Source organism: Streptomyces sp. NPDC001381 (genome assembly GCF_042895685.1).
GTDB lineage: Bacteria > Actinomycetota > Actinomycetes > Streptomycetales > Streptomycetaceae > Streptomyces.
The window spans coordinates 1,043,262-1,057,443 of the sequence record NZ_JBIAWO010000002.1; the positions used below are offsets into that span (position 1 = coordinate 1,043,262).

8 protein-coding genes are annotated in these 14,182 nt (G+C 74.2%); 2 read left to right on the top strand and 6 right to left on the bottom strand.

The annotated features are described in order from the left end of the window. Positions 1 to 979 precede the first annotated feature (979 nt). Positions 980 to 2,407 (bottom strand): rifampin monooxygenase, encoded by a 1,428-nt coding sequence (gene rox / locus ACFY2L_RS11695; protein ID WP_390822155.1) that lies wholly within the window; start codon positions 2,405 to 2,407, stop codon positions 980 to 982. Between the two features lie 470 nt (positions 2,408 to 2,877). Here rox and ACFY2L_RS11700 point away from each other — a divergent pair, with 470 nt between their 5' ends. Beyond that, positions 2,878 to 3,360: a roadblock/LC7 domain-containing protein gene (locus tag ACFY2L_RS11700; RefSeq protein WP_390656747.1), complete on the top strand. Its 483-nt coding sequence runs from the start codon at positions 2,878 to 2,880 to the stop codon at positions 3,358 to 3,360. Between the two features lie 18 nt (positions 3,361 to 3,378). On the opposite strand, the gene ACFY2L_RS11705 is transcribed toward ACFY2L_RS11700, so the two are convergent. Next, the gene (locus tag ACFY2L_RS11705; RefSeq protein WP_390822156.1) at positions 3,379 to 3,993 is read right to left on the bottom strand and encodes a hypothetical protein; all 615 of its coding nucleotides are present in this window, start codon (positions 3,991 to 3,993) and stop codon (positions 3,379 to 3,381) included. Between the two features lie 164 nt (positions 3,994 to 4,157). Between ACFY2L_RS11705 and ACFY2L_RS11710 the strand changes: the two genes are divergently transcribed. Then, entirely contained in the window at positions 4,158 to 6,035 is a 1,878-nt protein-coding gene (locus ACFY2L_RS11710; RefSeq protein WP_390822157.1) for a serine/threonine-protein kinase, read from the top strand. Between the two features lie 18 nt (positions 6,036 to 6,053). On the opposite strand, the gene ACFY2L_RS11715 is transcribed toward ACFY2L_RS11710, so the two are convergent. The 4 genes from ACFY2L_RS11715 to ACFY2L_RS11730 all read right to left on the bottom strand — a co-directional run bounded on the left by ACFY2L_RS11715 (position 6,054) and on the right by ACFY2L_RS11730 (position 13,993). After that, complete coding sequence (locus tag ACFY2L_RS11715; RefSeq protein WP_390656750.1) at positions 6,054 to 7,019, bottom strand: DUF1152 domain-containing protein; 966 nt, start codon at positions 7,017 to 7,019, stop codon at positions 6,054 to 6,056. 210 nt (positions 7,020 to 7,229) lie between these two features. Continuing rightward, positions 7,230 to 8,594, bottom strand: a complete 1,365-nt coding sequence (locus ACFY2L_RS11720; RefSeq protein ID WP_390656751.1) for an FAD-dependent oxidoreductase — start codon at positions 8,592 to 8,594, stop codon at positions 7,230 to 7,232. A gap of 145 nt (positions 8,595 to 8,739) precedes the next feature. Further along, entirely contained in the window at positions 8,740 to 11,433 is a 2,694-nt protein-coding gene (locus tag ACFY2L_RS11725; RefSeq protein ID WP_390656752.1) for a SpoIIE family protein phosphatase, read from the bottom strand. Between the two features lie 67 nt (positions 11,434 to 11,500). Continuing rightward, a complete protein-coding gene (locus tag ACFY2L_RS11730) occupies positions 11,501 to 13,993 on the bottom strand; it encodes a SpoIIE family protein phosphatase (protein ID WP_390656753.1) in 2,493 nt (830 codons plus the stop codon). Positions 13,994 to 14,182 lie beyond the last annotated feature (189 nt).

Here is a 14,182-nt window from a genome sequence, read left to right on the forward strand (position 1 = left end):
CGTGAGGTTTCCATCACGGACTCCAGTGCGTTCGGCGGCCGTCCCGCCGGTGCGCCGCCCTCGAACGGGGGCGTCCCCCCATCGTGCGTCGCCCCGGCCGACCCCACCAGGGCCGTCCGGGGCAGCCCCCCGGCCGTCCGGCGCCTCCTCACCCGGACCTGCCCAGGTCGCCAAGGGCTCCTTCCCCTGCCGCCCCCGCCGAGTCCGTCCGCCCCACCCGAACCCCACCCGCTCATCCAACGCACCCGACGGACCGATGGCGCCGAGCGGCGTCCAGCCGCGCTCGTGGTGGGGGCACGGCTGTGGCCGGGGGCCGGAGGCGGCGGGTCCGGGGCGTGTCCCCGGTCGGCGGGGCGATGGTGCCGGGCGGGGTTCAGCCGCGCTCGTGGTGGGGGCACGGCTGTGGCCGGGGGCCGGAGGCGGCGGGTCCGGGGCGTGTCCCCGGTCGGCGGGTCGATGGTGCCGGGTGGGGTTCAGCCGCGCTCGTGGTGGGGGCACGGCTGTGGCCGGGGGCCGGAGGTGGCGGGTCCGGGGCGTGTCCCCGGTCGGCGGGTCGATGGTGCCGGGCGGGGTTCAGCCGCGCTCGTGGTGGGGGCACGGTCCGTGACCGGGGGACGGGAGGTCGGCCCCGGGGCGTCTCCCTGGGCCGGAGGTCGGGCCCTCCGGGCTGAGGTCGGGGCCCCGCCGGGGCGGTCACCCGGTGTCGGGGTCCGGCGGGAGGCGTGAACGGGCGACGCTGAAGCCGATGGAGGATCCGCCGCCGGGGCGGGCACCCGCTCGCACGGTTCCGCCGTGGGCCTCGGCGACAGCCGGGACCGGGCCGCCGCCGGACGCGACCCGCACGAGCACGTCGTCCGGCGCGCGGGCCCTGCGGTGGACCGGCGACGCCACCGCGGACCAGATGCGGAGCCTCACCCTGCGCCGACCCACGGACGCCCGCGTCCCCGGCCGGTGCCCGCGGCCGGGGACACCGGCACCCTCAGCCGGCGGCGGCGCCGAACCACCTGCCCAGGCAGGGGAGCAGTTCCCGCTGCTCCTCACCGGCCCACGCCACATGGCCGTCCGGTCGCAGCAGCACCGCGGGGACGTCCAGTTCCTCGCTCACGTCGACGACGTGGTCGACGCGGTCCGCCCAGCCCGCCACCGACAGCCGGCCGGTCTGGTCGAGCAGCAGGCCGCGGCCGCCGTGCATCAGCTCGTAGAGGCGGCCCTGCTTCAGCTTCACGTCCCGCAGCCGCAGGCCGAGCAGTTCGTGGCCCTCGCCGAAGTCGTAGCGGACCCCGACGGCGGTGATCATCCCGGTGACGTACCGGTTCACCTCCTCGAAGTCCATCAGCTTCGAGAACAGCTCGCGCAGCGCGGCCGCACCCGGCTCGGTCCCCAGCAGCGTGATCTGCGCGCGGGTGTTGTCCAGCACGCGGGCACCCACCGGGTGCCGTTCGGCGTGGTAGCTGTCCAGCAGCCCCTCCGGCGCCCAGCCGCCCACCTCGGCGGCCAGTTTCCAGCCGAGGTTGAACGCGTCCTGGATGCCGAGGTTGAGGCCCTGCCCGCCGGTCGGCGGGTGGATGTGGGCCGCGTCTCCCGCGAGCAGCACCCGGCCGACCCGGTAGCGCTCGGCCTGCCGCGTGGCGTCGCCGAACCGGGAGAGCCAGCGCGGCGAGTGCACGCCGAAGTCGGTGCCCGCGACGGCCCGCAACCGCTGTCTGAACTCCTCGAGGGTCGTCGGCGCCGTGCGGTCCTCTGCCACCCCTTCGGCGGGCACGACGAGCCGGTACCGCGCGCCTTCGAGGGGCATGGCGCCGAAGCGCAGCTGGGTCTTGCGCACTTCCTGGACGACGGCGGCGATCGTCGCCGGGTCCTCGGTCACCTCCATCTCGCCCAGCAGGGTCTCGACCCGGGAGGGTTCACCGGGAAAGCCGACGCCGAGGCCCTTGCGCACCGTGCTGCGGGCCCCGTCGCAGCCGACGAGATAGCGCGAGCGCAGGCGCGAGCCGTCCGCCAGTACGACGGTCACCCCCTCCTCGTCCTGGCTCAGCGCGGTCACCTCGTCACCGCGGCGGATCTCGGCACCGAGTTCGAGGGCCCGCTCCTCGAGCAGCCGCTCGGTGACCGGTTGCGGGGTGGCGAGTCCGTACGGGTGAGCGGTGTCCAGCCGCTCCGGCCACGGCTTGGCGATCCCGCCGAAGAGCCCGCCCACCTGGAACTTCTCACTGACCGCGAGGAACCGGTCCAACAGGCCCCGCTGGTCCGTCATCTCGACGCTGCGCGCGTGCAGGCCCTGGCCCCGGGACTGCCCGGTCGGCTCGGTCAGTCTCTCCAGCACGACCACGTGCACACCGTGCAGCCGCAACTCGGCGGCCAGCATCAAGCCGGTCGGCCCGCCCCCGACCACGATCACATCGATCATCGGCCCACCCGTTCCACGAGACCGGACTCGGCCCGGCAGCCCCACGCGGCCCATGAACTCACACAACTACACATACTCGGCATATCCGCCATTCCCCCAGTTTCCGTCCTGGGCCGATCATTCTGCGGCACACCCCGGGCCTTGCCGCAAGGCCCCCCGTGCGCTATACGTTGAGAGTGGCAAGGAGCGCTGAACTCCTTGCCTTTGTCGTTTCCGGCGCCGCCACGCCCGCGATCGCGCCGACGCCGAACCCGCGCCGTTGCGCAGCCACCGCCCCCCGCAGGCCGTCCGCCACGGTTCTGGCCGGCCCTGGGGCGCAGCATGTTCCAGCGGAAAATGCCAAAGCCGTCTCCCAGGGCCGGTACGTTCCGTAGTCTCGGGGTCACCCGCACGCTTGGGGTGCGTGAACGACCCTGAACCGCACCGTAGTTGAACCGCTTCCGCCGTCGGCGCGCCGAAAGGACACGGTCATGGCCGTCGAGGCCGAGGTTCTGAACGAACTGCACCGGCTGCGTGCGCGCATGCCGCAGCTGAGGGGAGCGCTGGCGGCCAGCGCCGACGGGCTCGTCCTGGCCCGGGACATGCCGGACGTCGAGGCGGAATCGCTGGCGGCGCTCACCGCGGCCGCGCTCGGTGTGGGCCGCCGCATGGCCGACCTCGCGGCCCGAGGCGAGTTCCGCGAACTGCTCGTCCGCGGGGCCGGGGGATACGTGGCGACCTACGCGGCCGGCCCCTCGGCCGTCCTCACGCTGCTCGCCGACGACCGGGTCAACGTCGGCCGCCTCCACCTGGAGGGGCGGCGCAGCGGCACCCGTATCGCCCAACTGGTGGCGGAAGGCTCCCCGGCCGACCGGCCACACCTCCCCGGGGCCCCGCCCGCTCCCACGGTCCGCGGCCGGATCCTGGGCTCCCTGCCCGTGCGTATCCCCCCGCAGTCCCGGCACGAGCCCTGACCACGGGCCCGGCCGGGTTCAGCCGCCGGTGCCCTCGGCCTCCGCGCGGCCGCGCCGCCTGCCGGCGCCCCGACGGCGGGTGCCCGCCCGCTCCGGACCGGGGCCGGGGGGCGAGGGGGCGCTGAAACCGCCGGGGACGAGACGGGGCGGGGCCACCGTCGGCGGTGTCGCGGCGCCGGGCGGTGACGGACGGCTGCCCTGCGGCTCCCGTTCCGCGTCCCGGGGCGGGGGCGGCGGCGGAACCGCGCGGCTCATCACGCGGGCGTGGGGCATCAACGGGGCGCAGGCGGAGCACACTTCGGTGAGCGTCCACACCTGGCCGACCGCCGGGTCGTGCCGCAGCACGAGGACGACCGAGCCCGCACAGTTGACCCGGGTGCCCTCGTGCAGCGCGCACCGCTGGCGCCGGCACCAGCAGGCGGCGTCGTGGTGCACTGCCGCAGCTCTGGCGTGCGCGGCCACATGGGCCTCGGCGAAGCGGCGCAGGGCCGCGATGTCCCGGGAGCGCGGCGGCATCGCGCACGCCGACGAGCAGGTGACCGAAGCGGTGCGGTCCCGGTGCCCGACCACACGGATCGTCCAGCAGCGGCCCGGGCGTCGGGCCGAGGGGGCGTCAGGGTACGTAAGAGCCAAAGCACATGTCCTTCGTGGGGGGAGGGCGACGAGTCCGGATGGCTCCGGCAACGGCCCGCCGGAAGTGACCTCGTTCACAGCATGCCCGTGCCCGCGCGGACCATTCGCGCTGTGCCCCCTCTGGCGGACACACCACTGTCCGCGTCTACCCCTAAGCTCCCTCCATGAACACCGGGGAACCTGAGAGACGCGTCGTCGACGGCCGATTCGAACTGCTGCACCGGCTCGGCGGCGGAGGCATGGGATGGGTGTGGCGCGCCCGCGACCTGGCGCTGCACCGCGACGTCGCGGTCAAGGAGGTACGGCCGCCGGATCCCGCGCTGGCCGAATACGACCCCGAGGGCGCCCGCACCCTGCGCGAGCGCGTCCTGCGCGAGGCACGCGCCCTGGCCCGCGTCCACCACCCCAACGTGGTCACCATCCACCACATCGTCGACGGCGGCGAGGGCACCTATCCGTGGATCGTGATGGAACTGGTCACGGGCGGCTCGCTCCAGGACCGGCTGCAGCGCGGCGTGTTGACCCCCGTCGAGGCCGCGCGAGTGGGGCGCGAGGTGCTGTCCGCGCTGCGCGCCGCGCACGCCGTCGGCATCGAGCACCGCGACGTGAAACCCGCCAACGTCCTGCTGCGCCCCGACGGGCGGCCCGTGCTCACGGACTTCGGCATCGCCGCCGTGCGCGAGGCCACCAGCCTCACCGCGACCGGCTCCGTCATCGGTTCGCCCGACTTCATGGCGCCGGAACGCGTCAGCGGCAAGGACGGCGGCCCGGCCGCCGACCTCTGGTCGCTGGGAATGCTGCTGTACGTCTCCGTCGAGGGCAACCATCCGCTGCGCCGGGCCAGCACGCTCGCCACCCTGGCCGCCGTGCTCGGCGAGGACGTCCCGCCACCCCGGCAGGCCGGCCCGCTGACCGGCCTGCTCACCGCGCTCCTCGTCCGCGATCCGCAGGCCCGCCCCGGGGCGGAGGAGGTCGACCGGCAGCTCGCGGCGGTGACGGGGGAGGCCCAGGACGCGTCGGCGGGGCCGGTGGGCGCCACCGGGGCTCCGGCCGCGGGCGGCGCCGTACCCGGGGACCGGCCGTTCCCGTCCCCGGGCTCCGCCGTGTCGGGGGCCCGGCAGGCCCCGCCCGTGGGCCCGAAGAGCGCCTTCGGACCGTTCGCCGCCCCGGCCACGCCCCCGGGTGTGCCCGCACCGGGCTTCTCCGGCGGGCACGCGTCGGATCGGGTGCCGGGATCCGCCGGCGCGCCGGGGTTCACCGGCGCGCCGACCTCCTATCCGCTCGCGCCGCCGCCGGCCGTTCCCTCCCCGGGGCCGGCGCCCGCCGCGGCCTTCGGTGCCGTGACGGCTCCCGCTTCCTCCACCCTGCCCCGGCCCCGCCGGAACCGGACCTCGGCCGTCGCCTCGGCCGTCGTCGGCACCGTCCTGACCGGCGTCCTGGTCTGGGCCCTTCCCCAGCTGAACGACGACGACGGCGGCAACGGGGACAGCAAGGGGGCCGCGCCGACCTCCTCCACCACGCAGAGCGGCCGGTCGGCCTCCGCGTCGCCGAGCGGCTCTTCGTCCGGCGGTGACGCGGCAGGGGCGACCGACCTCCTCACCAAGGACGGTCTGCGTACGGCGGTGACGAAGCTGAAGGCCGCGATGGGCGGCACGAAGGTCACCAGCCTCGTGGTGTACCCGGGGTACGCCATCGCGGAGGCGCCCGTCGACGGCAACCCGAAGCTCTACGACCGCTACGAGTACCGGGGCGGGGACGTGGCGGTGAAGGACGGGCCCGGCGGCACCGTGCGCACCGGCGACACCCCCGTGGATCTCGACACCTTCAACTGGGACGCCGTGCCCGGGCTGTTCACCGAGGCCGGGCGGACGCTCAACATCAGCGCCCCGACCAGCCGCTACCTGGTCGTCGACCCGGCGTCCACCGTCTTCGACGACCCGCCGACGATGAACGTCTACCTCGCCGACGACTACGGCGGCGCCTACCTGGAGGCCGATGTGAAGGGCAAGGTGATCGAGGCCCACCCCCGCGACAGCGGCTGACGGGCCTGGCGCGGTGCCTCAGTGCGGGAACGCCCGCGGCTGCCGCAGGACGGGGAGTTCCTCGCGGAACTCCTCGATGCGGGTGCTGATCTGCCGCATCAGGACGGTGTCGGTGAGGCGGTCCAGGTAGAGGTTGCGGCGGGCCAGGCCCACGGCGTCCACACAGAAGTACAGGGACATGAGGGGGTTGACGAACAGCTCGCTGTCCCTGGTGCGTTCGGTGAAGCGTACGTCGCCGAAGTCGCCCCGTACGGCGGCGGCGACGGAGCCGTTCACGATGCTCGGGTGCCCGGGGGTGGACGCCTGGGCGTGGGCCACCGCGTCCAGGTACAGAGCCCCTTCACGGCTGTCGCGGGGCAGGGAGAAGGCACCCAGGTAGGCGCCCTCGCGGTCCAGCGCGGCCAGGTTCTCCAGGACCAGGGAGTGGTTGACGCCGTGATGGGCGTCCACACCGAAGCCCAGGCAGGCCACCAGCCGGTGCTCGACCTCGTCGAGGGCGTGCACGGCCGCCAGACTCGCCATGTCCTCCTCGGGCGTGCCCAGCCCGTGCTCGTCGCCGCGCATCAGGATGTCCGTGCCGCCGTCCACGAGGACGAGGGCGTCGACGCCGCCGAGGTGGCTCAGCAGGGCCCGGTAGGCGTCCCGCAGCGGCGCCACACCGGTGCGGGGGAACGCGTACACCGTGGCGGGCAGCCCCTGCCGGTCCAGCCAGGTGGCCAGGGTGTGTTCGGGGAAGTAGTCGCCCCGCGCCGGGGTGTCGGGGCGCACCACCGCGACGTCCGGCTCCAGCCAGACCTCGGAGGGCAGGCCGTACAGCTCGGTGAAGGAGAGGTTGGCCAGATGGACGTCCTTGCCGGCCGACCGCAGCGCGAGCGCCAGCGGAAGGCCCGCGAACACGTCGAACCCGCCGCCCGCACCGGCGACGAGCACCCGTCGCGCCTCGCGCAACCGGGTGAACAGGGGAGGCTCGTGAAGGAAGAACACGCCGGGACGTTAGCAGCCGTCGATCATGTACCCCACCCCCATTGCCGGCCCCCGCCGTCAAACCGCGGAACGTGGAGTCGGGCGAGGCCCGGTGGAGTCGCCCGAGGGTCCCGGTGCCGCCCAGCCGCCGTACCCCGGTGGCCTCGTGCCGCCGGGGCTCAGGGGGGCGCTGTGTCGCCGGGACCCTCGGGCAGGGCGCCCTGTGGGGGGTTATGCGCCGCTCTCGCGGAGCATGTCCTCGCGTTCGACGATCTTGACGCGTTCGCGGCCCTGCGGCTCGCCCAGGGCCTTCTCGGCGGCGTCCAGCTTGTACCAGCCCTCCCAGGTGGTGTAGCGGACGTCGCGCTCGCCGAGGAACGCGTCCACGGCCTCCGGCTCGGGCGAGGACGGCGTCTGCAGACGGCCGCCCGTGTAGTCGGCCAGGAGGTTCGACACCGTCTCGTTGGCGTCGCCCTTGGTGTGGCCGATCAGGCCGACCGGGCCGCGCCGGATCCAGCCGGTGACGTACACCGACTGCAGGTGGTTGCCGCTCTCCTCGACGACCCGGCCGCCCTCGTCCGGAACCGTGCCCGAGTCGATGTCCCAGGGCAGCTTGGGCAGCTTCTCCGAGAGGTAGCCGACCGCGCGGTAGACCGCGGTGACGTCCCAGTCCTTGAACTCACCGGTGCCCTTGACGTTGCCGGTGCCGTCGAGGGCGGTGCGCTCGGTGCGCAGGCCGACGACCTTGCCGTCCTCGCCGAGGATCTCCGAGGGCGACTCGAAGAAGTGCAGGAACAGCTTGTGCGGACGGTCGCCGACGTCGCGGATCGCCCAGTTCTCCAGCGTCTTGGCGACCATGTCGGCCTGCTTGTTGCCGCGCCGGGTCGCGATCGAGCCCTCGTCGTAGTCGATGTCCTCGGGATCGACGACGACCTCGATGGTGGGGGAGTGGTCCAGCTCCCGCAGCTCCATCGGCGAGAACTTCGCCTGCGCCGGGCCACGGCGGCCGAAGACGTGGATCTCCAGCGCCTTGTTGGCCTTCAGACCGTCGTAGACGTTCGGCGGGATCTCCGTCGGCAGCAGCTCGTCCGCCGTCTTGGCCAGGACGCGGGCCACGTCCAGCGCGACGTTGCCGACGCCGAGGACGGCGACCTTCTCGGCCTCCAGCGGCCACGTGCGCGGCACGTCCGGGTGACCGTCGTACCAGGAGACGAAGTCGGCGGCGCCGTAGGAACCGTCGAGCTCGATGCCCGGTATCGCCAGCTCGCGGTCGGCCATGGCGCCCGTCGAGAAGATCACGGCGTCGTAGAAGGCGCGCAGGTCGTCCAGATTGATGTCGGTCGGGTAGTCGACATTGCCGAAGAGACGTATCTGCGGCTTGTCGAGCACCTGGTGCAGGGCGGTGATGATGCCCTTGATCCGGGGGTGGTCGGGGGCCACGCCGTAACGGATCAGTCCGAACGGGGCCGGCATCCGCTCGAAGAGGTCGATGGAGACACCGGGGTCGGCGGCCACATCGGACTTGAGCAGCGCGTCGGCGGCGTAGATCCCGGCGGGGCCGGCTCCGACGATGGCTACCCGCAGGGGGCGGGGCATGATCAGTTTCCCTTCGAGCGACGACAGATCAACTCGGGGGAAGCCTAAACTGAGGCATACCTAACCCGGTACGCGGGTCCGTTCTATGGACTCATAAACATCATTTATGAGTCAAAGATCGCATCGGCCCCGGATCCGACCCTCCCTACGGCAGCGGCTGTTCCGCCCAGATGACCTTGCCGGTGGGCGTGTACCGGGTCCCCCAGCGGTCGCTCAGCTGCGCCACCAGGAACAGCCCGCGCCCGCCCTCGTCCGTCATCGCCGCGTACCGCAGATGCGGCGAGGTGTTGCTGCTGTCGGAGACCTCGCAGATCAGGGTGCGGTCGCGCAGCAGCCGGACGCGGACCGGGGCACTGCCGTAGCGAAGGGCGTTGGTGACCAGCTCGCTCAGGATCAGCTCCGTGGTGAACGACAGGTCCTCCAGGTCCCACGCGGCCAGCCGCCGGGCCACCGCCGCCCGCACCTCCCCCACCGCCGCCGGATCCATCGGCACGTCCCACTCGGCGACCCGGTCCGCGCCGAGCGCCCGGGTGCCCGCCACGATCAGGGCGATGTCGTCGTTCGGCCGCGCCGGCAGCAACTCGTCCAGGACACTCAGGCACGTCTGCTCCGGCGTACCGCCCGCGCTCCGCTCCAGGGCCGAGCGCAACAGCTCCAGCCCCGTGTCGATGTCCCGCTGCCGGTCCTCCACCAGCCCGTCCGTGTACAGCACCAGCCGGCTGCCCTCCGCCAGCTCCAGCTCCGCCGTCTCGAACGGCAGCCCGCCCAGGCCCAGCGGCAGCCCGGCCGGTACCTCGGGGTACTCCACCCGGCCGTCGGGGTGGACCAGCGCCGGCGGCGGATGCCCGGCCCGGGCGACGGTGCACCGCCGCGCCACCGGATCGTAGATGGCGTACAGACAGGTCGCCCCCGACACCGGCGCGCCGACGGCGTCGGCCGACTCGTCCTGGTCGATCCGGGTCACCAGCTCGTCCAGCAGCCCCAGCAGCTCCTCGGGCGGCAGGTCGAGGGCGGAGAAGTTGTGCACCGCGGTGCGCAGCCGTCCCATCGTGGCCGCCGCGTGCAGCCCGTGCCCGACCACGTCACCCACCACCAGCGCCACCCGCGCCCCGGACAGCGGCAGCACGTCGAACCAGTCGCCGCCGACACCGGCCTGCGCGGGCAGATAGCGGTAGGCGATGTCCAGCGCGTTCTGCTCGGGCAGGGTCCGCGGCAGCAGACTGCGCTGCAGGGTGACGGCCATGCCGTGCTCGCGGGTGAAACGGCGCGCGTTGTCGATGGAGACCGCCGCCCGCGCCACCAGCTCCTCCGCCAGGGCCACCTCCTCCGGGTCGAACGGCTCCGGCCGCTCCGAGCGCAGGAAGCTGACCACGCCCAGCACCAGGGCCCCCGCCCGCACCGGCACGGTGATCAGCGAGTGGATCCCGAACTCCACGACCTGCTCGGTCCGCTCCAGGTCCTGGGCCCGCCAGCCCGGCGACTCCGCGAGCCGCGCCTCCAGGACGGCCCGCTCGCTCGCCAGACTGCGGGCCTGCGGCGCCGAGTCCACGAACCGGATCCGCTCGCCCACCGCGTACAGCGGCGCGCCCTTGCGGACCCCGCTCATCGCCGTGCGCCGCAGCGTGGCCCGCGCCTCCGGCTCCTCCCCGTCCAGGACGGCGTCGAACAGGTCGACGGTGGCGAAGTCCGCGAACCGGGGCACCGCCAGCTCCGTCAGCTCCTGAGCCGTGCGGGTGACGTCCAGGCTCGTCCCGATCCCCACCCCGGCCGCGTACAGCAGGTCGAGACGCTCACGGGCCGCCTCCGCACGGCCGGACAGGGCGCGCAGCTCCGTGGAGTCGCGCAGTGTGGCGACGCTGCCCGCCGGGCCGCCCGTGAGGTTCGTGGGCCGCTGGTTGATCGCCAGCAGCCGATCCCCGACCAGATGCACCTCGTCCGTGACCATCCGCCCGGAGGCCAGCAGTTCGGCGGTGCCGGGATCCAGGCCCAGGTCGAGGACCTGGCGGCGTTCGGCGTCCGGCGGCAGGTCCAGCAGACGGTGCGCCTCGTCGTTGGCGAGCAGCAGCTCACCGTGCCCGCCGACGATGATCACCCCTTCGCGTACGGAGTGCAGCACCGCGTCGTGGTGCTCGTACATCCGCGTCATCTCGCGCGGTCCGAGACCGTGGGTCTGGCGCAGCAGCCGGCGGCTGACCAGCGCCGTGCTCGCGGTGGCCAGGGCGAGGGCCGCCGCGGCGCTGCCGAGGACGAGCGGCAGCTGACGGTCGGCGTTGCCGCCGACGTGCTTGGTGGTGATGCCGGACGACACCAGGCCGACCACCGTCCCGTCGGGCGCCTTGACGGGCACGACGGCCTGCACCAGCCGGCCGATGGTCCCGTCGATCTCCTCGACCTCGGTGCCGCCCTCCAGCGCCGGCTGGATGTCGCCGACGAACTTCTTGCCGATGCGGTCCGGTTTGGGATGCGTGTAGCGGATGCCGTCGGTGTTCATGACGACGATGAAGTCCATGTCGGCCGCCTTGCGGGCGGCCTCGGCCGACGGCTGGAGGACCGCCGTGGGGTCGGGGCTGCGCAGGGCCGCGACGATGCCCGGCGAGTTGGCGTACGTCTGCGCCACCGCGAGGGAGCGGTTGCGGGCCTCCTGCGAGCTGTCGTGGCGCACCTGCAGCAGCAGCGCGACGACGGCCGCCACCACCAGCAGCAGCACGATGGCCACTTGCAGGAAGAACACCTGCGCGGCGAGACTGCGCCCGCCCAGTGCCGACTCGGGCGCACGCCGTCCCGAGCCCCGGGGACGACGGGCCGGCCGGGCACCCGGGCGCCCCAGGACACGTGCCATGTGCCATTCCTACACTGCCCGGCCCCGTGAGGCGAGAGACGTCACACTGGGTCACGGGCCGGACCGGTCATGATTCCCCTGTGTGATCTTCACGGTCGTCCGGGAGGGTGGCGAGCAGCAGGGCGATGTCGTCCGCCCGGTCTGCCGCCTGCCGGGCCGACGCGGTCAGCAGGTCCGCCACCTCCCCCAGGGAGCGCCCGCTCGCGCCGCCCGCCCCGGCCAGGACCGTGCGCAGCGCGGCGATGCCCTCGTCGATGTCGTGCCCCGGCCGTTCCACCAGCCCGTCCGTGTACAGCGCCAGGATCGCGCCGGGGTCGAGCCGCAGCTCCGCCACGGGGTACTGGGCGCGCGGGTCGACCCCCAGCACCACCCCGCCCGGCAGGTCCACCGTCGTGGTACGGCCGTCGGGTCGGCGCAGCAGCGGGGGCAGATGCCCCGCCCGGGCGGCCCTGGCGAGGCCGGTGGCCGGGTCCAGCCGGACGTAGCAGCAGCTGGCGAACTGGCCGGGGTCCAGGTCGATGAGCAGGTGGTTCGTGCCGGACATGACCTCCTGCGGCGGATGGTCGCTGAGCGCGAACGCCCGGACCGCGCTGCGCAGCTGCCCCATGGTGGCCGCCGCCTGCACCCCGTGCCCCTGGACGTCCCCGATGACCAGCGCCAGCCCGTCACCGGCCTCCACGACGTCGTACCAGTCGCCGCCGACGTCCATGCCCTCGGTGCCCGGCAGATAGCGCCCCGCGGTCTCCACGCGCGCGTGCTGCGACAGCCGCCGCGGGAGCAGCGCCTGCTGCAGCCCGCGCGCGAGGGCCGCCTCGGTGTCGTAGCGCTGGGCCTTCTCCATGGCGTGGGCGATCAGCCCGGCCAGCGCGGTCAGCACCGTGCGCTCCTCCTGGCTGAAGCTGCGCGGGCCGTCGAAGCCGAGGATGCACGAGCCGACCGGCCGGCCCGAGGCGATCAGCGGGAGGAAGGCGCGGGCGCCCTCCGTCGCGTCCAGCGCGATGCCCGGATAGGCGGCGGCCAGCTGCTGCATCGAGTCGAAGAAGATCGGACGGCCGGTGGTGAGCGTCTCCACCCCGGGCAGCCGGGCGTCGAGGCCCACCCCCTCGAACGGCGCGAGGAAGCCCTCCGGGAAACCGTTCTCCCACGCCAGGTACAGATGCCGCTCCTGCAGCAGGTAGATCGCCAGCCGGCGGCCGCCGAACGCGGGCAGCAGCTCCTGCATGACCACCGCCGACACCTGGCGCGCGGTCACCGCCTCGGTCAGCGCGATCGCCAGCACGATCGGCCGGTACAGCGGGGCGGTCGACGCGGCCGCCTCCGGCGCCGGGACCTCCGCGTCCACCGGCTCGGGGGCCGATTCGGAGGGCACGCGGTTCGCCGGGACCACCTTGCAGGTGAGCAGATCGGGGCCCGGATAGACGGACAGGCTCAGCCAGTCGCCCTCGAAGACCCGCGGGCGGTCGGGGGGCCGCCGTACGTGGAAGTGCACCGGCTCCGGCGACAGCAGGGCACCGCGCAGGTGCTCGTCGCAGCTGGACTGGTTCAGCCACGGTACGGCGTCCCACAGCGGCCGGCCGACCAGTTCGGCCCGGTCCACGCCCAGGAAGTGCGCGGCCCGGGAGTTGGCGTAGACGATGAGCCCCAGCCGGTCGAGGCAGAAGACGCCCTCCGGGAGCAGGTCGGCCGCTCCGTCGGCGAGGGCCCCAGCGCCGGGGTCGAGGAGGACGCCGGTGACGGTCCCGGACGGCCCCTCGGCCGCCGCCCACAGTTCCAGCAGCCGCGTGCCGCCCTCCGTGGTGCGCACCTCCAGGGGCAGTGGCGGGGGGCTGCCCCGCGCGGTCTCGCGCAGGAGGTCGGGCAGCCGGTGGGCGTCGGTCGGGTCGACGGCCCGGGCCAGCGCGTCCAGTGTGGCGGGAAGGTCGCCGGTCGGCAGCCCGAACAGGGCGCGCGCCCGCTCGTCGGCCACGACGGCGTCGGACGCCGGGTCCCACGAGAACCGTCCGACCCGTCCCGGTGCCGGGCCCGCCGCCGGCGGCCGCACGCCCACCGGCTCCTCGTCCCACGTCACGGTCACACCGTCGGCCTCCAGCCGCAGCAGGGCCGCCGCCAGACGGTCCGCCACCGCCGCCAGCCGCTCGCGCTGCGCCAGCACCTCCGCCGCGTCGGCGACCGCCGCCCGCACCACGAGCAGCACCCCGAAGGACCGGCCCTCCGCCGCGACCGGGACATAGAGGGAACCGAACTGGAAGGGCAGCCCCGCCGCCAGCTGCGGATACCGCCGCATCGCCTCCGTGGCGTTCGCCAGCACCACCGGTACGCCCGTCCGATGGACGTCCACCACCGGGAACGGCCGGTCCTCGTGCACCCGCCACCAGGGCCGGAACAGCGGGCCCGGGAGCCCCGAGAGCACGGCGAGCCGGAGCACCCCTTGTGTGCGCGAGCACAGGTAAGCGCCCCCGGCACGCCCGCCCGTCGCCCGCAGCGCGTCGACCGCGGCAGCGGTCAGCAGCGCGGGCAGCGACCCGGCCGGCTTCCGCTCGTCCTCGGCGCTCCCAGTCATCGGCCCTACCTCGTCCGTGCGCCGCCGCGTGGGCGACACAGCAAGAATGCGCCACATCCGGTCGAATGTGCATCCGCACCCGGCAGTCCGGGGCACGGCCGGAGCGCCGGGCCGGGCGGAGGGGGGAGAGAACGTCAGATGCCGTGAACGGGCGCCGTCGCCGCGCCCGGCGGGGCGCCCGGAGAGCGA